Origin of the sequence: Diaphorobacter caeni (genome assembly GCF_015354245.1) — a bacterium.
In the GTDB taxonomy this organism is placed as follows: Bacteria; Pseudomonadota; Gammaproteobacteria; order Burkholderiales; family Burkholderiaceae_C; genus Diaphorobacter_A; species Diaphorobacter_A caeni.
Genome location: NZ_JADKYZ010000005.1, coordinates 158,872 through 181,706, shown reverse-complemented (window position 1 = coordinate 181,706; position 22,835 = coordinate 158,872). Strand labels below are relative to the sequence as shown.

Sequence of the window (22,835 nt, the reverse complement as noted above, 5' to 3'; positions counted from 1 at the left end):
CGCGCTCCTCGGGCCAGGGGCTGGCACCCGTCGCCCATGACGACGGGCAGCCTCTCGACCGATCGCGCGGTGGCGCACGCCGCATCGCACCTCCACGTTGCGATCGACCACTCCTCCCGACTCCCCACTATGTTGTCTGTCGTTTTTACGTCCTTGGCCCTCATCCGGCATCACCCAATTGGGTTATTCGAAACACTTGATTACACTGAATGAAGCGTTCAGGAAGCAACGCGCCATTCAGACAACGACCCGCCGTTGGAGAGGAGTTTCACAGAGATGTCGCAAACTGAGGAACATGGCCTGGTGCCGCTGATCGGATCCATCTACGAGGCCTCCATGGCACCGGAGAAATGGCCCGATTTTCTGGCGCGCTTCGCCGCGACCTTCCAGTCCGAGCAGGCGCTGATGTGGGCCCATGACTTCAACGACCAATCGGCTGACCTCATCAGCGGTCCGACATCCATTGGATGCACGCTCGGTGTCGACGATTTCTTTCTCGACGGCTATACCCGGCATTTCTGTCACTGCAATGTGTGGCTGGAAAACGAGCATCTGCACCACGAAGGCCACATCGTCAACTCCAGCCGGTTGAGTCCCGACGGCAGGCTGCCGTCCACCGAATGGTTCGGTGACTGGCTGAAGCCGCAGGACCTGTTCTATTCGTTCGCGGCCGTGGTCGAAAAGCGCAACCACCGCTCGTTCAACGTCACCGCGCTGAGGGCCAAGTCGCATGGCCCCTACACCCCCTATGAAGAGCAGCAACTGCGCACGCTGATGCCGCACCTGCAGACGGCCTTTGCGCTGCATCGCAGGCTGCACCGCGCCGAAGCGCTGGCGCAGGCGTCGCTGGGACTGCTGGACCGACTTCCGCTGGGCATCGTGCTGCTGGATGCGAAGGCCCAGGTGCTGCACGCCAACGCGCGGGCGCACGCGCTCGCGCGGGAATCGGGACTCCTTCAGATCAAGGGCCAATTTCTGGGCGAGGAAGAATTGCATGCCCTCCGGCCGGCGGACGATCTGCGGCTGCAGGCCAGCATGCGCCGCGCCGTCTCCACCGGGCTGGGAGTGCCGATACAGGCCGGTCAGGGCATGCGGCTGCAGGGCCTGATGCACGATCTGCACTTGCTCATCAGCCCCCTGCCCCACCACACTGAGCCGTTCGGAGCGCGCGCCGCGGCGGCCGTGTTCATCAGCGACCCCACGGCCGTGCTGCATGAACTCGATGCGGTGCTCCGCACCTGCTACGGGCTGAGCATGGCGGAGTCGCTGCTGGCCCAGGCGCTGGTCAATGGTCTGAGCGTGCGGGAGTACGCCGAAGAACGCGACCTGTCGGTCCACACCGTGCGCGTGCAGCTCAAATCGATCACCAGCAAGGTGGGCGTGAGGCGACAGACGGAGCTGGTCCGCACCATTCTCAACGGGCCGGCCATGCTGCAGTGGAGCGCCGCGGCACGTCCAAACTCCACGCAGACCCGGTGAGAACCGGCCGATGTCGCGACCACGGCCTCCATAATCCACCCTTGCCCACGCACAATCCTCACCCTCCATGGACCTGCTCAAAGACCACACCGTTTTCATCACCGGCGCCGGCCAGGGCATTGGCAAGGCCGTGGCGCTGGGCATCGCGGGCATGGGCGCGCAGGTGTTCGCAAGTGACGTGAACGAGGACGCCGCCGCCGAGACTGCCGCGCTGATCCGCGAGAGCGGCGCCAGCGCACGCGGCCTGCAGCTCGACGTGACCGATGGCGCGGCCTGCACAAGCATGGCCGAGCTGGTCGCCAAGGAGATGCCGCATGGCCACCGGCTGCTGCTGGTGAACAACGCGGGCGTGCGGCCCCGTCACGCCTTCGACAGCGAGGACCGCGACAGTGAATGGCAGCGCACGCTGGACATCAACCTCGGCGGCACGCGCAACATGATCCACGCGTTCCAGGCGCTGCTCGCCTCCACCGGCGGCAGCGTGGTGAACATGGGCTCGATTGCGGCGTCGCGCGCGGCGGCCGGCTCCATCGCCTATTCCACCTCCAAGGCCGCCGTGGAGATGCTCACCAAGGTGATGGCGCTGGAACTCGCGCCCCAGGGCATCCGCGTGAACGCGGTGTCGCCGGGCGTGATGCTCACCGCGATGACCGAGTCGACCCGCAAGGACCCCAAGCACGTGGAGTACATCATGCGCCGCGTGCCGCTCAAGCGCTACGGCGATCCGGCCGAGCTGGCCGGGCCGATCGCGTTCCTGGGCTCCCCGCTCGCCAGCTACATCACCGGCACCGTGCTGCGGGTGGACGGCGGCTATCTGATTTCCTGAGCCAAGATGAACGCACCGAGAAGAAACACGCTCCACAAACCCACGCTGCGCAAGCCCGAGCTGCGCCAGCGCAACGCAGGATTCGAGCGCGAGCCCCGCGCCAAGAGCAACGAACCCACGCGCCTGCTGTGCTTTCACAAGCCCTACGGCGTGCTCAGCCAGTTCACGCCCGAGGGCCGCTGGCGCGGGCTCAAGGACTTCATCGACGTGCCGGACGTGTACGTCGCGGGCCGGCTCGACGCCGACAGCGAAGGCCTGCTGCTGCTGACCAACGACGGTCTGCTGCAAGCGCATATCTCCAGCCCCAAGTTCAAGATGGACAAGACCTACCTGATCCAGGTCGAAGGCATCCCCGACGAGGCCGCGCTGCAGCGCCTGCGCGATGGCGTGCAGCTCAATGACGGCCTGACGCTGCCTGCGCAGGCGCGCCGCATCGACACGCCTGAATGGCTGGGCCAGCGCGATCCGCCGATCCGCGTGCGCCAGAACATTCCGGATTGCTGGATCGAACTCATCATCCGCGAGGGCCGCAACCGCCAGGTGCGGCGCATGACCGCCGCCATCGGCCACCCCACGCTGCGGCTCGCGCGCGTGGCCATCGGCCCGTATGCGCTGCAGGGCATCGAACGTGGCCAATGGGTGGATGCACCGCCGCCGATCTGAGCGCGTGTTTGCGATCTCCGGGATCAGGCGGACGACAGGTACCAGGCGCCAAACACCAGCAGCCCCAGCACGACCAGCGCCGCGAGCCCAAGCAGCTGCAGCGACTCCAGATAGAGACAGCGCTTGCCGTTGCGCTCGTAGCTGAAGCCCGCCCCAGCGCCTCTGGGCTGAGAGCGCATGCGGCGCGCGTCTTCCCATTCGTACCCCGGCAGACACACCGCCGCCACCGCCTTGCCCAGCCCGAGCAGGAACACCTCGCCCACCCATTGGCCGATGACGTCTCCCAGCATGCCGCGCCTCCCTTCGAGTGAATTTCCTCCAAACGCTTGAGTGCGCAACAGTGCGTACTCAAGGCATCGGCTGACACGATTTCTCCACAGCCGCTCTATCGTAGCAGCAAGGATTTTTTTCTCGTCATCCACCCCGATCTTCGTTCAGGAGCTTCACCCATGTCCCAGCTTCACCCCGACGTCAGCAGTCGCGACCACATCAGCGGCGACACCCGTGCGCCCATCGTGCTGGTCGAATATGGCGACTACCAGTGCCCCTATTGCGGTGCGGCGGCCGCCATCGTCCAGCGCATCCAGAAGCGCTTCGGCAACGAACTGTGCTTCGTGTTCCGCAACTTCCCGCTGTCCATGCACCCCGAGGCGCAGAACGCGGCCGTGGTGGCCGAGTTCGCGGCCCGGCATGGCAAATTCTGGGAAGCGCATGACGCGCTCTACGCCAACCAGCGCTCGCTGGGCGGCCCGTTCTACGTGCAGCTGGTGAAGTCGCTCGGCCTGTCGGAGTCGGACCTCGAGCAGGCACTCAGAAACGACGAGTTCGAAGAACGCATCCGCGACGACATCGCGAGCGGCGAACGCAGCGGCGTGACCGGCACGCCCGCGTTCTACGTGAACGGTGAAAAGTTCGATGCGCCGGGCGGCTTTCAGGTTCTCGAGGCGGTGATCGAGGAACTGCTGCGCCCCACGCGCTGACCGCTCATTGCGCGAGCGTCGGATACAGCGTCTGCAGCACCTGCGCGAGCGTGCGCTGGAGCAGCAGTTCGGTCGCCTGAAGCTCCGCCCGCTGGGCCGATGACAGCGGGGCGTCCGACCCTGCCGCCCCTGCAGCTCCCGCCGCATCGACGGCGGACGGCTCCGGCGACAGCGCACGCAGCTTCGCCCAGAGGCTTCGCCATTCCTCGGCGTGCTGCTGCACCGCTGCCTGCACTGCGGCGCTCCACTGCTGGGGCGCCGATGGTGCGGTGTAGCGGCCACGCCCGCGCCCGAAATGCGAGATCACGATGTACTTGAGCAGCGCCTGCGCGGCCATGGCGGTGAGGTAGTCGTCGGAGAGTCGAAAGCGCTGCGACTCCTGATCGAACATCTTGTTCGCGCCCCAGGCCGCGCCCGCGAAGGTGACCGCGCCGACCAGCGCGCCGAGAATCGCGCCGGTGCCCAGCGTCAGCCCGCCCGTCACCAGATCCGCACCGATGCCCGTGGCCGCGCCGGCGGTGACCGCGCCCCAGAGGCTGGCGGCCTGCGCGTCGTGCGGCGTGCTGATCTGCAGATCGGTCTTGAGCTGCTGCTGGATCTGGCTGGCCGCATCGCCGTCGAGCTGGTGCAGCTGCAGCAGCCGCTGCGTGGCGCGCACGTCGATCTTCTGCAGCGCCGCGAGCAGCCGCTTCATGGCCTCGCGCGCCTCGGGCGGCACATCCTCCTGCGCGGTCTTGCCGAGCTTCTGCGAGAGCTTGCCGATGGTGCTGATCGCGCGGTCCCAGAGCTTGCCGGAGGACCCCTGATCCGCGGTTTCCTCCACCTGAGCCGACTGCATCAGCTGCGCGGCCAGCGCCGCGATGCTGGCCGATTCACGCTCGCGCTGGCGCTGTTCGCGATCGGCCAGAATGCGTTCGTAGGCCGGCAACTTGTCGGCGGGCAGCAGCGGCGCAATGCTCTGCAGCATGCGCCGCTCGTGCCACCAGCTGCGGGTGAACGCATCGAGCACGAGCACATCGTGCACCGTCTCGCTGAACGGCTGCACCGCCGTCCGCCAGCGCTCCAGATCGGCGGAGGTCTGCTCGGGCGTGGTGTCGCTGCCGATCTGGTTGAGCAGAATGATCACGGGCTTGCGCATCCACGCGAGGATGCGCATCTCGGCCTCCCAGTAGCCCGCATCGGCCGGGTCCTCGGCGGCATTGACCAGATAGAGCATCACGTCCGCATGGTCCCGCGCCGCCACCAGCGCGCGCTGGCTCATGTAGAACGGCTTGTCGCGCCAGCGGTCCCACACGTTGGAGAGAAACCAGCCGAGCGGATTGCCCTGCTGCTTGAGGCGTTCATACAGCCGCACCGAATCGCCGAAGCCCGGCGTGTCCCACAGCCAGAGCTGATCGCCCTGCGCCGTGGTCTGCAGCAGATAGCGCTGCGACTGGCTGGTCACATGCGCGGCGTCCTGAACCTCGCCCACATCGTCGGCCAGCAACGTGCGCGTGAGCGTGGTCTTGCCGATGTTGGTGTGCGAGAGCAGGCACCATTGGATCTGCTGGGTGCTGGAGGCGGACTCTGGGATGTGGGTATCAGGCATGGCCAATGATCGCTTGGAATGGCTGCGGTTTACAACTCGCGGGCGGCACGGAGAGAAGTTCTGGCACCCCTACGGCACCCACACCGCCGCCAGCCCCGCGTTTCGCACAAACTCCCCCCACAGCTCGCGCCGCTCCTGCACCCGCTTGGGCGCTCCGGTGTTGCGCTCGGCGAAATCCTGCGTCCACAGCCAGATCGCGGCGTTCTGGCCCCAGCGTTCGCGGGCGGTCTGCAGCAGTTCGCCGTGGATTTCTGCCTCGGGCGTCGCCGCCATGTTGATGAGCAGGACGGCCGCCGCATCCACGCCCTTGCCCGCCACCGACGCGGCGGAGGGCAGCTTGGCACCGTAGGCGAGCGCGTGCTCGATCACCAGATGCGCGCCCGCGCCGTACTGCGAGGCGACGAATGCGTCGAGGGTCTTGCGGCGCTCGGGCGTGATCTCGAAGCTGTAGGGCAGCACATGCAGCGTGACGGCGAGCCCGCCGAAATCGCGCTGCAGATTCTGGAAATACGGCTGGGTGAGCGGCAATGGCACATTGCGGTTCAGCCACGCAAGGCGCAGCCCCTGCCAGAGCGCGCACAGCAGGCGCGGCGCGATCACCAGCAGGCCCAGCAGCGCGGTGTAGGCGATCACCCATTGCTGGCCGCGCGAGAGATGGGACATGCGGTCGGCCACGGTGGGCGCCGCGACGCTGCTGCTGACCCAGCCGCGCAGCGATTCGATGTCGGCCAGCGACCAGGGCGCGGCGCCAAGCAGCCACTGCACCGGCGCGAAGACGCCGTTGAGCAGCTGCTGCACCATGGGCGCCGAGAGAAATGTGCTCTCCCACCCCACCTGATATTCGTTCGTCAGCCCCGTGGCCCAGAGCGACGCGAGCGCGCCCACTGCCATCATCGCCGCGCCGAGGTGCAGCCACAGCAGCCACTGCGCATGCCGCGCCCTGGCGCTGAGCAGCCACCAGTTGCGCTCGAAGGCCAGCGCCATTCTGCGCAGACCGCCGCCGCCCGCCACCGGCAGGCGCGCGCGCAGCTTGCCACGCCAGCCGCCCACCGCGTCCACAGGTGCAGACGAGGCATTGGCAGGCTGGAGCACCACGGGCGCGGCATGGCCCGAGCGCAGCAGCGAGCGCACCCAGCTCACCAGCATCCACAGATAGACCAGCAGATTCCACAGCACGATGCCAAGCAGTGACGGCGCGAGCAGGTCCACGCGGTGCGGATCGGTGAAGCGGTGCAGACAGAAGCCGAGCACCAGCGCGCCGACCAGCACCGCGAACGGCACCCAGCGGGCGATGCCGGGCGCCTGCTTCCAGACCTGGCGAACGTCCTCGGGCAACTGGCTGGCCGCGATGATGCGCTGGGCACGCTGTTCAATGAAGTTCAGAAACTGCGCGCGGCTGGCCGAGCCGCCTCTGGAGTCGGGACTGCCGATCGCATGCAGCGTGTCGTGCGTGATGGCCGCGCAGCGCGCGGCATCGGGCAGCGCTTCGTTGGGCGCTGCGGTTTCGATGGCATGGGCCAGAAGAATGTCGCGGGCGGAGCTGGATCGCATCGCCGGATGTTACCCGCTGCGCCGCTCGCCCGTCGGGCCGGGAACGCGGCCCGACCGTGCGCTGGATACCCCTACGGGCAGGCTGGCTTGCGCCCATGTCACACGGAGCAATAGACAGCCAACTTGCGCCATATACACACCATCCAAAGACAACGGCACACAAAATGCATCAACTTCCATATCCGACACACGCCGTTCGCCCGCCAAATCCACAAGGGTTTTTACTTATGCGTTTTTATTATTTGCGAATCACATTCTCAATATCTCAGAATGCGCATTGAGCATAGTCAAAACACGATGGAACTCCGACAACTGGAAGCCTTTGCCGCGGTCATGTCCACGGGCAGCGTCACCGCGGCCGGACGTGCGCTGGGCCGTTCCCAGCCGGCCGTCACGCGCCTCGTGCAGGAGCTCGAAGCGGAGATCGGCTACCCCCTGTTCAGCCGCAACGGCCCGCGCGTATCGCCCACCGAGCAGGCGTTTCTGCTGTTCGAGGACGTGGAGCACGCGCTGCAGAGCCTGCAGCAGATCCGCCGCCGCGCCAAGGAGATAGAGCACGGCCTCAAGCGCCCGCTGCATCTGCTGGCCACGTCGGCGCTGGCCTCCGGGCTGATTCCGGCGGCGCTCGCACGGCTCGAAGCCTCGGGCAACGACGCCGCCGCATCGCAGATCCATCTGCGCAGCGCCTCGCCCGAGCGCGTGGCGCACGGCGTGCTCACCGGCTCCGCGCAGCTTGGCGTGACCAGTCTGCCGCTCGAGCACCGGGGTCTGCAGGTGCACTGGATCGCCGAGGCGCCCTGCGTGGCCGTGCTGCCCGAGGACGATCCGCTGGCTGCCCGCGATGTCGTGCCGCTCGCCGAACTCGCAAAGCGCCGCCTGATCACCATGGCCAACCCGTACCGCTTGCTCGGCCGGCTCGACGGCGCGTTCGCGGCCGCCTCCGGCGCCACCGACCACGCCAACGCGCCTCCGTTCATCAAGACGAACTCCAGCGTCAACGCCATGGCCGCCGTGCGCGCGGGGCTCGGCGTTTCCGTGCTCGAGCCGGTGACCGCGCTCGGCCTGCCGCTCGACGGTCTGGCCGTGCGTGCGCTGGATACCCACATTCCGTTTCTGTTCGGCGCGGTCTCCCAGCAGACCGCGCCCTTCACTCCCGCCATGGATGCGCTGTGCAGCGCGCTCGCCGATGCCGCCGCCGCGCTGCTGCCCGGCTTCGTGCTGCATGACGCGAGCCGGCACGCAGAACTGCTGCTGCAGCACGCGCTGTCGGCCACGCCCACGGGCCATGCCGCTGCGCATCCGTTTTCCGAACAAGAAGAAGAGAACCCACAATGACTCAACCCACAACTGCGCCCACCATGGTGCCCACCACGGCCACACCACCGCAGGGCCTTGACGCGCTGGAAGCCCGCGTGCGCCAGGACCTCGTCTGGCTCGACCTGCCCGCCAAGAACTGGCTGCCCACCACCGAAGTGGATGGTGAGGCGGTGCTGCCCGTGGCCGTGATCGGCGGCGGCATGGGCGGCATGGCCGCATCGGCCGCGCTGCGCTTTCTCGGCGTGGAAGCGCCGATCTTCGACCGCGCCCCCGCCGGTTTCGAGGGCCCCTGGGCCACCACCGCGCGCATGGAAACGCTGCGCTCGCCCAAGACGCTCACCGGCCCCGCGCTCGGCAAGCCCGCGCTGACCTTCCGCGCCTGGTTCGAATCACAGTTCGGCACCGAAGAATGGGATGCGCTCGACAAGATCCCGCGCCTGCAGTGGATGGACTATCTGCGCTGGTACCGCAAGGTGCTGGCGCTCGACGTGCGCAACGAGCACACGCTGCTGGCCGTGCACCCGCGCGCCGACGGCGTGGTGCAGCTCGACCTGCGGACGCCCGAGGGCGCACGCACTGTGCTCGCCCGCCATGTGGTGCTGGCCACGGGCCGCGATGGTCTGGGTGGTCCCTGGGTGCCGCCCATTTCCGAGAAGCTGCCGCGCAGCGTGTGGGCGCACTCGTCCGACGAGATGGACTACGCGACGCTCGCGGGCAAGCGCGTGGGCGTGGTCGGCGCGGGCGCGTCGGCCATGGACAGCGCGGCGACGGCGCTCGAGAGCGGCGCGGCCAGCGTCGATCTGCTGATCCGCCGCACTGACATTCCACGCGTCAACAAGGGCAAGGGCGCAGGCAGCCCCGGCCTGACCCACGGCCATCAGAGCCTGTCCGACGAATGGAAGTGGAAGATCCGCCACTACATCAACGTGCAGCAAGTGCCGCCTCCTCGCGGCAGCACGCTGCGGGTGTCGCGCCATGAAAACGCGCGCTTCAATCTGGGCACCTCGATTCTCGATCTCGAATGGGTGAACGACGAAATCCGCGTGACCACCAACAAGGGCGTGTTCAAGCTCGATTTCCTGATCTTCTCGACCGGCTTTCGCATCGACTGGAGTCAGCGCCCCGAGTTCGCGGCGCTCGCGCCGTTCGCGCGTTCGTGGAAGGACCGCTTCACCCATCCCGCAGGCGAGGACGACCAGGAACTCGCCGATTCGCCCGACCTCGGCCCCGCGTTCGAGCTGCAGGAAAAGACACCCGGCGCCTGCCCCGGTCTCTCGCGCGTGCATGTGTTCTCCTACCCCGCCGCGCTCTCGCAAGGCACGATCTCGGGCGACATCCCGGCCGTGAGCGTGGGCGCGCAGCGCATCGCCCAGGGCATCGCCAGCACGCTCTACGCAGAAGACATCGACTGGCATTTCGGCAATCTGCAGACCTTCGAGGAACCCGAGGTCTTCGGCGACGAGTGGACGCCCGCAGCGCCCCCCGTGCAAGAGGAAGTGCCATCATGATCGGCTGGCTGCTGCGCCGCCTGGCGCAGGCGATTCTCGTCGTGCTGCTGATGACGATGATCGTCTTCGTGGGCCTGCACGCCATCGGCAATCCGGTGGACATTCTGATCGGCCAGGACGTGGACCAGGTCGAGCGCGCGCGCATCATCGCCGAGCTCGGGCTCGACCAGCCGCTGTGGCGCCAGTACCTCGGCTTTCTGAACGGCGCGCTGCACGGCAATCTGGGCAACAGCTTCGTCTACAACGTGCCCGCCATCGAGCTGATCTTCCAGCGCCTGCCCGCCACGCTGGAGCTCGCCGTCGCGGCGCTGCTGCTGGCCGTACTGCTGGGCGTGCCGCTCGGCCTGTACGCCGGGCTCTATCCCGACAGCTGGTTCTCCAAATCCATCATGGCCGGCAGCATCGTGGGCTTCTCGCTGCCCACGTTCTGGGTCGGCCTCATGCTGATCATGACCTTCAGTGTCTCGCTCGGCCTGCTGCCCGCGAGCGGCCGCGGCGACACGGTGCAGGTGCTGGGATCGCAGTGGTCCTTCCTCACCGCCAATGGCCTGAAGCACATGCTGCTTCCGGCGATCAATCTGTCGCTGTTCAAGATCTCGCTGGTGATCCGCCTCACGCGCGCCGGCGTGCGCGAGGTGCTGCCGCTCGATTTCGTGAAGTTCGCGCGCGCCAAGGGCCTGTCGCCTTTGCGCGTGATCGGCGTGCACGTGCTGCGCAACACCATGATCCCGCTGGTCACCGTGCTCGGCCTTGAACTCGGCTCGACCATCGCGTTCGCCGTGGTCACCGAAAGCATCTTCTCGTGGCCCGGCGCGGGCAAGCTGATTCTGGACAGCATCAACGCGCTCGACCGGCCCGTGATCGTGTCCTATCTCGTCGTCGTGGTGTGCCTGTTCGTCACGCTCAATCTCATCGTGGACATCCTCTACAAGGTGCTCGATCCACGCGTGCGTCTGGAGGGTGCAGCATGAGCCAGCCCATCACCAATGCAAGTTCCGCCGCCGCGGCTCCCGTCAAGCAGGAGTCGCCCTGGCGCGAGCATCTGCGAGACTTCTTCGCCTCGCGCCTGGCGCTGTTCGGCCTCGTCGTCGCCGCGCTGCTGATTCTGGCCGCGCTGTTCGCGCCGTGGATCACGCCGCAGAACCCGTATGACCTGATGCAGCTGGACGTGATGGACGCGCGCCTCACGCCCGGCACCATGAACGGGCTCGACACCTTCCGCTACGTGCTCGGCACCGACGGACAGGGCCGCGACCTGTACTCGGCCATTCTCTATGGTCTGCGCATCAGCCTGATCGTCGGCGTCGGCTCGGCGCTGATCGCGGGCGTGATCGGCACGCTGCTCGGCCTGCTCGCCGCCTATGCGGGCGGCAAGACGGATGCGCTGATCATGCGCCTCGTCGACCTGATCCTCTCGTTCCCGTCGATCCTCGTGGCGATGATGATCCTCGCGTGGCTGGGCAAGGGCGTGGGCAACGTGGTGCTCACGCTCGTCATTCTGGAATGGGCCTACTACGCGCGCACCGCACGCGGCCAGGCGCTGGTCGAACGCCGCAAGGAATACGTCGAGGCCGCGCACTGCCAAGGCATTCCGAACTGGCGCATCATGGTCAAGCACATCCTGCCGAACTGCCTGCCGCCGCTGATCGTCATCGGCACGCTGCAGATCGCGCGTGCCATCACGCTGGAAGCCACGCTGAGCTTTCTCGGCCTCGGCGTGCCGGTCACCGAGCCATCGCTCGGCCTGCTGATCTCCAACGGCTACCAGTACATGCTCTCGGGCGAGTACTGGATCAGCTTCTATCCCGGCATCGCGCTGCTCGTCACCATCGTGGCGATCAACCTCGTGGGCGACCGCCTGCGCGACGTGCTGAACCCAAGGAACGTGAAATGAACGGCACGACCAATCCCTCGGTGCCGACCCTCGAGGTGCGCCATCTGCGCACCGAATTCGACACCCGCGCCGGTGTGCTCAAGGCGGTCGACGATGTCTCGTTCACCATCGGACGCGGCCGCATTCTGGGCCTCGTCGGCGAATCGGGCTCGGGCAAGTCGGTGACCGGCTTCTCCATCATGGGCCTCGTCGATGCGCCCGGCCGCGTGGCCGGTGGCGAGATCCTGTTCCAGGGCCGCGACCTCACGAAGATGCCGCCGCGCGAACTGCGCACGCTGCAGGGCAACCGCATCGCGATGATCTTCCAGGATCCGATGATGACGCTGAACCCCGTGCTGCGCGTGGACACGCAGATGATCGAGGCGGTGCAGGCGCACGCCAAGGTCAGCAAGGCGGAAGCCCGCGAGCGCTCGCGCGAGACGCTCGGCATGATGGGCATTCCCAGCCCCGAGGAGCGCCTCAACGCCTATCCGCACCAGCTCTCGGGCGGCATGCGCCAGCGCGTGGCGATTGCCATCGCGATGCTGCACCGGCCCGACCTGATCATCGCCGACGAGCCCACCACGGCGCTGGACGTGACGATCCAGGCGCAGATTCTTTCCGAGGTGCAGAAGCTCGCACGCCAGCACGGCACCTCGCTCATCTGGATCACGCACGACCTCTCGGTGGTTGCCGGTCTGGCCGATGAAGTGGCCGTGATGTACGCGGGCCGCATCGTCGAGCACGGCAGCGTGGACGCGGTGCTCGACCACCCCATGCACCCCTACACCGCGGGCCTCATCGGCAGCCTGCCGGGCAACAACAGGCGTGGCGAGCGGCTCAGGCAGATTCCCGGCATGACGCCGAACCTGCTGCATCTGCCCGCCGGTTGCGCCTTCGCGGCGCGCTGCGCGCGTGCGGACGGCGCGTGCACTGCCCCGCCCGAGCTGACCGAGCCGCGGCCGGGCAGGCAGCTGCGCTGCTTCCATCCCCTCATTGAAGAAGGAGCGCACGCATGAGCCTTCCACAGGACAAGCTGGACTTCGCGCCCGTCATTGAACTCAAGGGCGTGAGCAAGCGCTTTGGCGAACAGAAACCGGGCCTCGTGAGCCGGGCGCTGCAGAGCGTGGGCCTTGAAAAGCCAGCGCCGATCACGCGCGCCGTCGACCGGGTCGATCTGCTGGTGAAGCCGGGAGAGGTCGTTGGTCTCGTCGGCGAATCGGGCTGCGGCAAATCGACGCTCGGCCGCATCGCGACCGGCCTGCTCGCGCCATCGGATGGCGAGGTGCTGATCAACGGCCGCCATTTCGCCGACATGACCCCGCAGGAAAAGCACGCCGCACGCCTGTCGGTGCAGATGATTTTTCAGAACCCGTACGCGAGCCTGAATCCGCGCCTGCGCGTGGACGAGATCGTCGGCGAGGCCGCACGCATCCACGGCCTCGTGGACAGCGCGGGCTTTGACGACTATGTCTGCGCGCAGCTCGAGCGCGCCGGACTCGACCCCGCGCTGCGCAGCCGCTATCCGCACCAGTTCAGCGGCGGCCAGCGCCAGCGCATCGGCATTGCTCGCGCGCTCGCGGTGCAGCCGTCGATGCTGGTCTGCGACGAGGCGGTGGCCGCGCTCGACGTGTCGATCCAGGCGCAGATCCTGAACCTGTTCATGGACCTGCGCGAAGAGCTCAACCTCACCTACCTCTTCATCAGCCACGACCTCGGCGTGGTCGAGCATCTCTCCGACCGCGTGGTGGTGATGTACCTCGGCCGCGTGATCGAGTCCGCGCCGGTCGAAGAACTGTTCGCGCACCCCAACCATCCCTACACCCAGGCGCTGCTCGCCGAAGTGCCGAACATGGGTGCGCGCCACAAGACCTACACGGCGATCAAGGGCGAAATTCCCAGCCCGCTCAACCCACCGGGCGGCTGCCACTTTCATCCGCGATGTCCGCACGCCATGCCGCGCTGCACGGTGGAAGCACCGCAGCTCAAGGGCATCGCCATCCAGCATGTGAGCGCCTGCCATCTCAACGACGGCGGCGCCGCGTGAGACGCATTCATTCCCCTCATTCAGAACATACGAACCTCAAGGAGTCAGCCATGAACAAAGTCCTTCTCTCCACCCTCACCGCCGCGCTGCTGTCGGCCGGCATGGCCGCGCATGCGGAGAACCTGAGCATCGGCTTCGCCGACCCGCTGTCCTCGCTCGACCCGCAGCTCAACAACCACGCGGGTGACCGTTCGGTGGCGCTGCATTTCTGGGACCTGCTCATCGAGAACAAGTGGAACAAGCTGCAGCCGGGCCTCGCCGAAAGCTGGAAGAACCTCGACCCCACGACCTGGGAATTCAAGCTGCGCAAGGACGTGAAGTGGCAGGACGGCAAGCCCTTCACCGCCGATGACCTGATCTACTCGTACACGCGCGGCAAGGGCGTGCCGGGCAGCGTCGCGACCTACGCGGGCTACCTGCGCACCATCGAATCGATGACCGCCAAGGACGCGCACACGCTGATCGTCAAGACCAACACGCCCAATCCCGATCTGCCGCTGAACCTCGCGTCGGTGCATGTGGTGAGCAAGCACGTGGGCGAGAAGTCCTCCACCGAAGACTACAACTCGGGCAAGGCCATGGTCGGCACCGGCCCCTACAAGTTCGTCTCGTACACGCCGGGCGACCGCGTGATCATGGAGCGCAACGACGCGTACTGGGGCCAGAAGCAGATCTGGGAGAAGGTCAACTACCGCTACATCAACAACGCCGCAGCCCGCACCGCAGCGCTGCTCGCGGGTGACGTGGACGTGATCGACAAGGTGTCGGTGTCCGACCTCGCCAAGCTCAAGAGCGCGTCCAACGTGAGCGTCTATCCCTACGACGGCCTGCGCGTGATGCTGCTGCAGCCGAGCTTCAGCGCCGCGCCCAGCCAGTTCGTCACCGACAACGCGGGCAAGCCGCTCGCCAAGAACCCGCTGCTCGACCAGCGCGTGCGCCAGGCGTTGAACCTCGCGATCAACCGCGACGCGATCACCAAGCGCATCCTGCAGGACGCCGCGACCGAGGCCAACCAGTGGATGCCCAAGGGCACCTTCGGCTACAACCCCGACGTGAAGAACATTCCGTTCGACGCCGCCAAGGCCAAGAAGCTGCTGGCCGATGCCGGTTTCCCCGAGGGCTTCAAGCTGACCATGCACGTGCCCAACGACCGCTATCCGCAGGGCCCCGAAACCGCGCAGGCCGTCGCCCAGTTCTGGACGCGCATCGGCGTGAAGACGCAGGTGGAAGTCGTGCCATGGGCCGTGTACTCTGGCCGCGCCAACAAGAACGAATACGCGATGAGCATGCTCGCCTGGGGCAACGGCACGGGCGAGGCCAGCTACGCGCTGGTGAACGTGCTCGCGACCGTGGACACCAAGAAGGGCCTGGGCGCGTCGAACTGGAGCCGCTACAGCAACGCCGCCGTGGACAAGGCGCTGGCCGAATCCACCGCCGAGTTCGACCCCGCCAAGCGCGAAGCCATCCTGCGCCAGTCGGCGAAGGTGGTCTCGGATGACGCGGGCATCATTCCGCTGTTCCACTACAAGAACATCTGGGCCACCAAGAAGGGTCTGAAGGTCACGCCGATGACCAGCGACCGCACGGCCGCGATGATGGTCACCAAGGTGGCCAAGTGATGAGCGCGCTGCAGATCACGGTCACGCCCGCCGATGGGCTGATCGACGAACCGCGGCGCATCGTGGTGAGCGGCGCAGAGCCCGGCGAGCGCATCGAGATCACCGCAGAGACCGTGCGCAGCGGCGTGACGTGGCAGAGCCATGCATGCTTTCGCGCCGGCCCCGACGGCAGCATCGACCTCACGCAGGACGCGGCAGTTGAAGGCAGCTACGACGGCGTCGACGGCATGGGGCTGATCTGGTCGCAGTCGCCCGTCAACTCCAAGAGCCGCGAGCTGTTCAACCAGCCCGTGACCGATGCGCTCGTCACCACGCTCAGCGCGCGCGGCAAGGACGGCACGCAGCCGCCCGCCACCGCCACGCTCACGCAGCGCCTGGCAGCCGAGGGCGTGACGCGCCGCGAGGTGCGCGAGGACGGCCTCGTCGGCACGCTCTACCTGCCTGCGGGCGAGGGGCCACATCCTGCGGTGATGATCCTCAACGGATCTGGCGGCGGCTTCAACGAGCCGCGCGCGGCGCTCTACGCATCGCGCGGCTTCGCGGCGCTGACGCTCGCCTACTTCAAGGCCCCAGGCCTGTCGGACTACATCTCCAACACGCCGCTGGAATACTTCCAGAAGGGCCTGCGGTGGATCCGCCAGCATGTGCAGCCAAAGAACGGCTTCGTCGCGGTGAGCGGCCAATCGCGCGGCGGCGAGCTGGTGCTGCTGCTCGGCGCGACCTTCCCCAAGGAAGTCAACGCCGTCGTCGGCTACGTGCCAAGCGCCTACGTACACAGCGGCCAGAACGCCTGCGACCCGGCCGTCGGACGCGAAGGCCCGACCTGGCTGCTCGATGGAAAGCCGCTGCGCCACTGGTGGGAAGGCAATCGCACCGCGAGCTGGAAGCCGTTCGACGAAGGCCCCGCGCCGCATCGCCACGACCGCGCGATGCGCACCGCGCTGCTGGACCCCGAGGCCATCGCCAAGGCGCGCATTCCGGTGGAGAACATCGAAGGTCCGGTGATGCTGCTCTCGGGCACGGACGACGGCTCATGGCCTGCGGATGTGTTCTCGCAGATCGTGCGCGACAAGCTCGCCGAAGTGAAGCACCCGCACGACGTGCAGTGGCTGAATTTCGAGGATGCAGGTCACTCGATCCTGTTCCCGTATGTGCCGACCACGCAGCATGTGTATGCGCATCCGGTCTCTGGCATGGTCAGCACCAGCGGCGGCAATCCCAAGGACAACGCGCGCGCCGATGCCGAGTCATGGCCCGCCGTGCAGCGCTTTCTGCGCAACGCCGTTGCAGCGCACGCAGATCGCAACAACTGAATCAACCCAAGGAACCTCTGCATGGCAGACCAACCTACCTATGACGTGGCGAACGATCTCATCGATCGCATCGTCGGCCTGAAACCGGGCAGCCGCACCTACGAAGTGCGCCATCAGCGCGAGAAGGTCGCGGTGGCCACCCAGGGCAGCTACGACGCGCTGTTCGACGCTTCGCTCGACGCGGACATCTCGCTCACCGAGCGCCTGCTGGTCGCGCTCTACGCATGCCGCCTCACGCCCGCGCCCGAGCTCGCGACGCACTACAGCGAGCGCCTGCTCGCCGTGGGCTGCGATGCGGCGCTCGTCGAGATCGCCGACCGCGGCGAGCCCAAGGACGTGGCCGACACGCGTCTCGCCGCGATGCTGCAGTTCACGCGCACGCTGATCGAAGACCCCGTGGAAGGCGACAAGGCCGCGCTGCTCGCGCTGCCCGCCGCCGGCATCAGCACGCCCGCTGTGGTCGCGCTGTCGCAGCTGATCGCATTCCTGTCGTACCAAGTTCGTCTCATCGCCGGTCTCCAAGCGATGAAGGCATCCGAGGAGGCCCACGCATGAGCACGCCCGCCGTTTTCAAACCCGCCAAGCTGATCCAGTCGCACGGCTTCACCAACGAGTCGCTCGAATGGGATGCCTGGCTTGACGTCGTGGAACTCGACAAGGCCACGCCCGCGCAGATCGCCGTGCTGGAGGAAAGCCATCCCAAGGCCAAGACCAGCGACTACTACCTGTTTCTCGTGCACCAGCCCGAGATCCTGCGCCAGCGCTCGACCGCGTTCAACGCCATCATGTACGCGCCCGGCGGCCTCTCGCGCGCCGAACGCGAACTGGGGGCGACCGTGGTCTCGCGCATCAATGGCTGCGTGTACTGCGCGTCGGTGCACGCGCAGCGCTTCGAGCAGCTCGCCAAGCGCGCCGACGTGATCGAGCAGGTGTTCGACGAGCCACGCACGGCCGGAACCACGGCGCGTGAAAAGGCGATCGGCGAGTTCTCGGTGAAGATCACCGAAAAACCCGCCGAACTGGCCGCCGCCGACATCGACGCGCTGAAGGCCCAAGGCCTGAACGACGGCGAGGTGCTCGACCTGCTGCACTCCGACGCGATCTTCGCGTGGGCCAACCGCCTGATGCTGAATCTGGGCGAGCCGATCTTCCCGGAAGCGTCAGCATAAGAACGTGTTTGCATCGGTGAGATTGCCCGGCGCTTCGGTGCCGGTCGGTCTGCCTCATGCGTTGCGCGAGACCGCCAGCGCCAGCCCGAGGCTCACGAGCACGGCGCCGAATACGCGGTCGATCCAGTGCCGCACCGCGAGCAGCCGCTCGCGCACCGATGCGGCGGAGAAGCAGCGGGCCACCACCGCGAACCACAGCAGGTGCGCCACCGAAATGAACGCGCCATAGGCCAGCTGCACGCCGAACGGTGTGGCGGGCTGCACCACCTGCATGAACAGGCTCACGACGAACACCGTGGTCTTGGGGTTCAGCGCGTTGGTGAGAAACCCGGTGCGCAGCGCCGCCCAGTCCGACGGTGGCTGGGTGGATGTCTGCCGCAACTCCGAGCCCGGTTGGGCACGCAGCATCTGCACGCCAAGGTAGATCAGATACAGCGCGCCGAGCAGCTTCACGGCGTTGAACAGCGGCAGCGACTGCTTCATGAGCAGCCCCACGCCGAGCAGCGTGTAGCTCACATGCACCCAGACTCCCAGAGCGATGCCGAGCGCAGTGAGCACGCCCGCGCGCCGCGACAGCATCAGCGCGTTGCGCGAGACCATCGCGAAATCCGGCCCCGGGCTGATCACCGCCAGCGTGGTGATGGTGACTACGGTGAACCATTCGTTCATCATCGCGCAACTCTTCTCTCGTTCATGTGACGGCTGGATCGTATGAGCGACAGGGAGCACAATCAAACGATGAATTCTGACCATGATGGTGAGTTGAACTCACCCATTGCAGCGCAGCGCATGCCGTCACTCAACGCGCTCAGATGCTTTGAGGCAGCGGCGCGGCTCGAACATTTCGGGCGCGCCGCTGATGAGCTGCATCTCACGCATGGCGCGATCAGCCGGTCTGTCCGGGCGCTTGAGGAGGATCTCGGCGTCGCGCTGTTTGAGCGCCGCAGTCGGCGCGTTTTCCTCACCGATGCGGGACGCGATCTGGCGACCGCCGTACGGGAGGGCATGGAGCGCATGCGCAGCGCATGCCAGCGACTGCGCGCGAGCGCAACCGATGGGCAGCGCCTCACGCTGTCATGTGAGCCGACGCTGCTCATGCGCTGGCTGCTGCCTCGCTGGCCGGTGTTTCTGCGCCAACTGGCCAAGTCGCATCCGCACGCCCAGGTGCACCTCGTCGCGGGCGGCGGGAGCTTCTCGTTCGGCGGAGGAATCGATCTCGCGATACGCCGCGACGATTTCGCATGGCCGCCCACCATGCATGCGGATGTGCTGTTCGTCGAACGTATCGGCCCGGTCTGCCGCACCGAGCAGGTGGCGCGCTGGTTCACCCAGAAGCAGCTGCTGCGCACCAACGCGGCGCTGCTGCACACGCGCACCCGGCCGGACGCATGGCGCACCTGGTCGCGGATCAGCGGGCAGGCGCTTCCATCACAGACCAGAGCGCATGCAAATTCGCGGATGAATTCGCAGGTATACGAGCACTTCTATTTCAGCCTGCAGGCCGCCATTGCGGGACTTGGCGTCGCCATCGGGCCGGAGGAGTTGGTGAGGGACGATCTGCAAAGCGGCGTGCTCAGCGCACCACTCGGCTTTGTTGAAGACGGCTCGCGCTACTGCCTGCTCGCGCCCGCGGCGGCGGTGCCGGACAGCGTGCACGCACTGCTGCTGGCCTGGCTGCTCAAGCAACCCCGCCAAGCCAGATGATCGAACATCAGAGGGGCGACTTGTAGACGCTGTCGTGCGTGTTCACCATCGACAGCGGATAGCGCTGGCCGTTCAGATAGTCCTCGATGTTCTGGACCACGAACGGGCTGCGGTGCCGCGCCCGGGTGGCCTTGATCTCTTCGAGCGTCATCCACACCGCGCGCACGATGCCGTCATCCAATGAGCGCCATTCATGGTGAGCGCTTACTCTCCCGCAGAACGCGAAGCGCATGTAGGTGATGTCGTCGCCGGTGCGGGTGCGCACGAAGCGGTTCATGTAGATGCCGACGAGCGCTTCGGGCACGAAGTCGTAGCCCGTCTCCTCCAGCACCTCGCGCACGCAGGCCTGCACGGGCGATTCGCCGGGGTCGAGATGGCCGGCGGGATTGTTCAGGCGCAGACCATCGGCGGTGTCCTCTTCAATCAACAAGAAATGACCGTCTCGTTCGATGACGGCTGCTGCGGTAACGTTGGGCTTCCAGCGATTTGGCATGCGCGCATTATGGCCGGGGCAATTTACAAGCCCCGGAGGCCGCTATGGAAACACACACTTGATAACAAATTGCCGCGCAAACCCGTATTTCTTGCCGACGGCGCGCATCGGAGCATGGATTTTTCCCCAAGTCGCCCGGCAGACGGCGACGCCACACCAAGGAGACTCCCATGCAGCGCCATTCCGCGCCCTCTTTTCCCCCTTTTCCCCTGCGCTCGCCGCGTCTGGCCGCCGTGCTGGCAGTGGTCCTCACTGTCACGGGTTGTAGCTCGATCTCGACCTCCAGCAGCTCCCGCCAGGCCAAGCTGACGGCGCTTGAGAAGCCCGCCGAAGTGCTGATCGACCAATGGGGCGTGCCACACATCTATGCCGCATCCACGTACGACGCCTTCGTCGCCCAGGGCTACATGGCCGCGCGTGACCGGCTGTGGCAGATGGATCTGTGGCGCAAGCGCGGGCTCGGTGAGATGGCTGCGGATTTCGGCGCCTCGTGGGTGGACAGCGACAAGGCCGCGCGCGCCGTGCTGTTCCGCGGCGACATGTACCGCGAGTGGCTGGCCTACGGCTCCGATTCGAAGCGCGTGGCGGAGGCGTTCGTCTCCGGAGTGAACGCCTACGTTGCCGAGGTCAGAGCCGACCCCGCGCTGCTGCCCGAGGAGTTCAAACTGCTCGGCTATCAGCCCGCGCAATGGACGCCCGAGGACATCGTGCGCATCCGCCACCATGGCCTGACGCTCAATTTCACCAGCGAGGTGGACCGCGCCCAGGCCTTCTGCGACGGCAAGGCCAACGGCGCGCGCGTCGACTGGCTGCGCCGCGAACTGGTGCCCGACGTGAAGCCCCAGGTGCCCGACGGCCTCAACGTCTGCGGCCTGCCGGGCAAGGAGCTGAAGGCGGCCTATGCGCTCGCCACGGCAAGCCCCAAGTTCACCAAGGACAACGTCAAGGTGCTCGCCGCGAACACCACGCCGGAGCGGCTGCTGGACCTCTCCGCCTCCACCTTGAACGTGGCCGACGCCAACACGCTCGCCAGCTACGGCAGCAACAACTGGACCATCGCGCCGTCGATGACGAAGACCGGCCGCCCCATCCTCGCCAACGATCCGCACCGCGCGCATGGCGCGCCGAGCCTGCGCTACATCTCCCACATCTCGGCACCGGGCATGGACGTGATCGGCGCGGGCGAGCCGTTTCTGCCGGGCATCTCCATCGGCCACAACGGCCGCATCGCGTTCGGTCTGACGCGCTTCTACATGGACCAGGAGGACCTCTACGTCTACGAGACCTTCCGCACCAACGAGCGCGAATACAAGTACCAGGGCCGCTGGGAACCGATGACCAAGGTGACCGAGCTCATCGTCGTCAAGGGCGAGAACGCGCCGCGCAAGGTCGACAACTGGTACACCCGCCACGGCCCGGTGCTGGTCACCACCAAGGGCCGTGCCTATGCGCTGCGCGCCGCGTGGCTGGACTACGGCATGGCGCCGTACTTCGGTTCGATGGACTACATGCGTGCCCAGAATTTCGACCAGTTCCGCGCCGCGATGAACCGCTGGGGCGCACCCGGCGAAAACCAGGTCTACGCGGACAGCAGCGGCAACATCGGCTGGATTCCCGGCGGCCTCACGCCCATCCGCAACAACTGGGACGGCCTGATGCCCGTGCCCGGTGACGGCCGCTATGAATGGTCGGGCTACCGCAACGGCGACGAGCTGCCATGGGAGTACAACCCGAAGCGCGGCTACGTGGTCACCGCCAACGAGAACAACGTGCCGCCCGAGCATCCGCTCTACCAGAAAGGCATTGGCTACGAATGGAGCGATTCGGCGCGCGCGCAGCGCCTGCACGGCCTGTTCGAGCAGGCCGCCAAGGACGGCAGAAAGCTCACCGTGGCCGACTCCGAAGCCTGGCAGACCGACATCGTCGCCGTGCCCGCGCAGCGCCTGCTCAAGCTGCTCGCGCCGCTGGAGAGCGACGACGGCCAGATCGCCGAGGGCCTTGCGCTGCTCAAGAACTGGAACGGCACCATGTCGCCGGGCAGCCCCGCCGCCGCTCTGTACGAAGTCTGGAGCAGCGCGACGCTCAAGAAGGCGGTGAGTGAAAAGCTGCTCGCTCCGAACGAGCGCGCCTTCGCCAAGGACACCAGCGCCACCCGCATGATCGCCGTGCTCGAAAATCCGCAAGGCTGGATGAGCCCGGCAGACCGCGACAAGCTGCTGCTCTCGTCCATTGCGCCCGCCATGCAGTGGATGCAGGAAAAGCAGGGCGCCGACGCGCTCAAATGGAGCTGGGGCACGCTGCACCAGGCCAACTTCGTTCACCCGCTCGCGGCAGTGGTGGACGACGCCACCAAGCAGCGCCTGAACGTCGGCGCAGGCGGCGTGGGCGGTTCCTGGGCCACGCCCATGGCGACGAGCTACAACCCCGCAACCTACCAGCTCACCTCGGGCGCCTCGTTCCGCATGGTCGTCGACGTGGGCCAATGGGACGCCTCACGCGTGGTCAACACCCCCGGCCAATCGGGCAACCCGTCCAGCCCCCACTACCGCGACCTCGCCAGCACCTGGGCCGAAGGCAAGTACTTTCCCCTGACCTATTCGCGCGATGCGGTGGAGAAAGTCACCAAAGAAAGAATCACGCTGACGCCGTAAGACAGCACTGAACTCTACGCAATCGGGCGTCTCTTCAAACGACGAACAGCGAAG

The 22,835-nt window shown here is 66.7% G+C and carries 19 protein-coding genes and 1 pseudogene; 15 read left to right on the top strand and 5 right to left on the bottom strand.

Annotation, left to right across the window (positions count from 1 at the left end):
• The first annotated feature begins 276 nt into the window (after positions 1-276).
• The 3 genes from ISG32_RS14055 (at position 277) to ISG32_RS14045 (ending at position 2,968) form a co-directional block, all read left to right on the top strand.
• On the top strand, positions 277-1,479 hold the full coding sequence (locus tag ISG32_RS14055; protein WP_194771653.1) for a helix-turn-helix transcriptional regulator: 1,203 nt from the start codon (positions 277-279) through the stop codon (positions 1,477-1,479).
• Positions 1,480-1,546: 67 nt separating this feature from the next.
• Complete coding sequence (locus tag ISG32_RS14050) at positions 1,547-2,305, top strand: SDR family NAD(P)-dependent oxidoreductase (protein WP_228529819.1); 759 nt, start codon at positions 1,547-1,549, stop codon at positions 2,303-2,305.
• A gap of 6 nt (positions 2,306-2,311) precedes the next feature.
• Entirely contained in the window at positions 2,312-2,968 is a 657-nt protein-coding gene (locus tag ISG32_RS14045) for a pseudouridine synthase (RefSeq protein ID WP_194771652.1), read from the top strand.
• Between the two features lie 23 nt (positions 2,969-2,991).
• Here the strand turns inward: ISG32_RS14045 and ISG32_RS14040 are convergent, their stop codons facing one another.
• Positions 2,992-3,258 (bottom strand): hypothetical protein, encoded by a 267-nt coding sequence (locus ISG32_RS14040; protein ID WP_194771651.1) that lies wholly within the window; start codon positions 3,256-3,258, stop codon positions 2,992-2,994.
• A 159-nt stretch (positions 3,259-3,417) separates the two neighbouring features.
• Here ISG32_RS14040 and ISG32_RS14035 point away from each other — a divergent pair, with 159 nt between their 5' ends.
• Entirely contained in the window at positions 3,418-3,948 is a 531-nt protein-coding gene (locus ISG32_RS14035) for a DsbA family protein (RefSeq protein ID WP_194771650.1), read from the top strand.
• 4 nt (positions 3,949-3,952) lie between these two features.
• On the opposite strand, the gene ISG32_RS14030 is transcribed toward ISG32_RS14035, so the two are convergent.
• Positions 3,953-5,536, bottom strand: a complete 1,584-nt coding sequence (locus ISG32_RS14030) for a DUF3482 domain-containing protein (protein WP_194771649.1) — start codon at positions 5,534-5,536, stop codon at positions 3,953-3,955.
• Between the two features lie 69 nt (positions 5,537-5,605).
• Entirely contained in the window at positions 5,606-7,087 is a 1,482-nt protein-coding gene (locus ISG32_RS14025; protein WP_194771648.1) for a DUF2868 domain-containing protein, read from the bottom strand.
• Positions 7,088-7,384: 297 nt separating this feature from the next.
• On the opposite strand from ISG32_RS14025, the gene ISG32_RS14020 reads away from it, so the two are divergent.
• The 9 genes and pseudogenes from ISG32_RS14020 (at position 7,385) to ISG32_RS27895 (ending at position 17,933) form a co-directional block, all read left to right on the top strand.
• On the top strand, positions 7,385-8,422 hold the full coding sequence (locus ISG32_RS14020; protein ID WP_194771647.1) for a LysR family transcriptional regulator: 1,038 nt from the start codon (positions 7,385-7,387) through the stop codon (positions 8,420-8,422).
• Positions 8,419-9,912, top strand: coding sequence for an NAD(P)-binding domain-containing protein (locus tag ISG32_RS14015; protein WP_228529818.1), 1,494 nt, complete (start codon positions 8,419-8,421; stop codon positions 9,910-9,912). Before ISG32_RS14020 ends, ISG32_RS14015 begins: the two co-directional genes overlap by 4 nt.
• The gene (locus ISG32_RS14010; protein WP_194771646.1) at positions 9,909-10,883 is read left to right on the top strand and encodes an ABC transporter permease; all 975 of its coding nucleotides are present in this window, start codon (positions 9,909-9,911) and stop codon (positions 10,881-10,883) included. Before ISG32_RS14015 ends, ISG32_RS14010 begins: the two co-directional genes overlap by 4 nt.
• Entirely contained in the window at positions 10,880-11,806 is a 927-nt protein-coding gene (locus ISG32_RS14005) for an ABC transporter permease (RefSeq protein ID WP_194771645.1), read from the top strand. The genes ISG32_RS14010 and ISG32_RS14005 overlap by 4 nt, the downstream gene beginning before the upstream one ends.
• A complete protein-coding gene (locus tag ISG32_RS14000; protein WP_194771644.1) occupies positions 11,803-12,804 on the top strand; it encodes an ABC transporter ATP-binding protein in 1,002 nt (333 codons plus the stop codon). Before ISG32_RS14005 ends, ISG32_RS14000 begins: the two co-directional genes overlap by 4 nt.
• Positions 12,801-13,832 carry an ABC transporter ATP-binding protein gene (locus ISG32_RS13995; protein ID WP_194771643.1) on the top strand — a complete coding sequence of 344 codons (1,032 nt, stop codon included), beginning with the start codon at positions 12,801-12,803 and terminating at the stop codon, positions 13,830-13,832. The genes ISG32_RS14000 and ISG32_RS13995 overlap by 4 nt, the downstream gene beginning before the upstream one ends.
• A gap of 50 nt (positions 13,833-13,882) precedes the next feature.
• Positions 13,883-15,451, top strand: coding sequence for an ABC transporter substrate-binding protein (locus ISG32_RS13990; RefSeq protein WP_194771642.1), 1,569 nt, complete (start codon positions 13,883-13,885; stop codon positions 15,449-15,451).
• Positions 15,451-16,764, top strand: coding sequence for an acyl-CoA thioester hydrolase/BAAT C-terminal domain-containing protein (locus tag ISG32_RS13985; RefSeq protein ID WP_194771641.1), 1,314 nt, complete (start codon positions 15,451-15,453; stop codon positions 16,762-16,764). Before ISG32_RS13990 ends, ISG32_RS13985 begins: the two co-directional genes overlap by 1 nt.
• Before the next feature lie 21 nt (positions 16,765-16,785).
• Positions 16,786-17,933 (top strand): annotated as a pseudogene (locus ISG32_RS27895) (CMD domain-containing protein).
• A 54-nt stretch (positions 17,934-17,987) separates the two neighbouring features.
• Here the strand turns inward: ISG32_RS27895 and ISG32_RS13970 are convergent.
• A complete protein-coding gene (locus tag ISG32_RS13970) occupies positions 17,988-18,602 on the bottom strand; it encodes a LysE family translocator (RefSeq protein ID WP_194771881.1) in 615 nt (204 codons plus the stop codon).
• 69 nt (positions 18,603-18,671) lie between these two features.
• Between ISG32_RS13970 and ISG32_RS13965 the strand changes: the two genes are divergently transcribed.
• Positions 18,672-19,637: a LysR family transcriptional regulator gene (locus ISG32_RS13965; RefSeq protein WP_194771638.1), complete on the top strand. Its 966-nt coding sequence runs from the start codon at positions 18,672-18,674 to the stop codon at positions 19,635-19,637.
• 7 nt (positions 19,638-19,644) lie between these two features.
• Here the strand turns inward: ISG32_RS13965 and ISG32_RS13960 are convergent, their stop codons facing one another.
• Positions 19,645-20,130 (bottom strand): NUDIX hydrolase, encoded by a 486-nt coding sequence (locus ISG32_RS13960; RefSeq protein ID WP_194771637.1) that lies wholly within the window; start codon positions 20,128-20,130, stop codon positions 19,645-19,647.
• Between the two features lie 170 nt (positions 20,131-20,300).
• Between ISG32_RS13960 and ISG32_RS13955 the strand changes: the two genes are divergently transcribed.
• Positions 20,301-22,781, top strand: coding sequence for a penicillin acylase family protein (locus ISG32_RS13955; protein ID WP_194771636.1), 2,481 nt, complete (start codon positions 20,301-20,303; stop codon positions 22,779-22,781).
• Positions 22,782-22,835: the final 54 nt, after the last annotated feature.

Bases quoted from the DNA above. Each gene is read 5' to 3' on its own strand.
- ISG32_RS13960 (WP_194771637.1), bottom strand. From the start codon at position 20,130: ATGCCAAATCGCTGGAAGCCCAACGTTACCGCAGCAGCCGTCATCGAA.
- ISG32_RS14040 (WP_194771651.1), bottom strand. From the start codon at position 3,258: ATGCTGGGAGACGTCATCGGCCAATGGGTGGGCGAGGTGTTCCTGCTC.
- ISG32_RS14045 (WP_194771652.1), top strand. From the start codon at position 2,312: ATGAACGCACCGAGAAGAAACACGCTCCACAAACCCACGCTGCGCAAG.
- ISG32_RS13985 (WP_194771641.1), top strand. From the start codon at position 15,451: ATGAGCGCGCTGCAGATCACGGTCACGCCCGCCGATGGGCTGATCGAC.
- ISG32_RS14000 (WP_194771644.1), top strand. From the start codon at position 11,803: ATGAACGGCACGACCAATCCCTCGGTGCCGACCCTCGAGGTGCGCCAT.
- ISG32_RS14015 (WP_228529818.1), top strand. From the start codon at position 8,419: ATGACTCAACCCACAACTGCGCCCACCATGGTGCCCACCACGGCCACA.
- ISG32_RS14050 (WP_228529819.1), top strand. From the start codon at position 1,547: ATGGACCTGCTCAAAGACCACACCGTTTTCATCACCGGCGCCGGCCAG.
- ISG32_RS14025 (WP_194771648.1), bottom strand. From the start codon at position 7,087: ATGCGATCCAGCTCCGCCCGCGACATTCTTCTGGCCCATGCCATCGAA.
- ISG32_RS13990 (WP_194771642.1), top strand. From the start codon at position 13,883: ATGAACAAAGTCCTTCTCTCCACCCTCACCGCCGCGCTGCTGTCGGCC.
- ISG32_RS13955 (WP_194771636.1), top strand. From the start codon at position 20,301: ATGCAGCGCCATTCCGCGCCCTCTTTTCCCCCTTTTCCCCTGCGCTCG.
- ISG32_RS14020 (WP_194771647.1), top strand. From the start codon at position 7,385: ATGGAACTCCGACAACTGGAAGCCTTTGCCGCGGTCATGTCCACGGGC.
- ISG32_RS14005 (WP_194771645.1), top strand. From the start codon at position 10,880: ATGAGCCAGCCCATCACCAATGCAAGTTCCGCCGCCGCGGCTCCCGTC.
- ISG32_RS14010 (WP_194771646.1), top strand. From the start codon at position 9,909: ATGATCGGCTGGCTGCTGCGCCGCCTGGCGCAGGCGATTCTCGTCGTG.
- ISG32_RS14030 (WP_194771649.1), bottom strand. From the start codon at position 5,536: ATGCCTGATACCCACATCCCAGAGTCCGCCTCCAGCACCCAGCAGATC.
- ISG32_RS13995 (WP_194771643.1), top strand. From the start codon at position 12,801: ATGAGCCTTCCACAGGACAAGCTGGACTTCGCGCCCGTCATTGAACTC.
- ISG32_RS13970 (WP_194771881.1), bottom strand. From the start codon at position 18,602: ATGAACGAATGGTTCACCGTAGTCACCATCACCACGCTGGCGGTGATC.
- ISG32_RS13965 (WP_194771638.1), top strand. From the start codon at position 18,672: ATGAATTCTGACCATGATGGTGAGTTGAACTCACCCATTGCAGCGCAG.
- ISG32_RS14035 (WP_194771650.1), top strand. From the start codon at position 3,418: ATGTCCCAGCTTCACCCCGACGTCAGCAGTCGCGACCACATCAGCGGC.
- ISG32_RS14055 (WP_194771653.1), top strand. From the start codon at position 277: ATGTCGCAAACTGAGGAACATGGCCTGGTGCCGCTGATCGGATCCATC.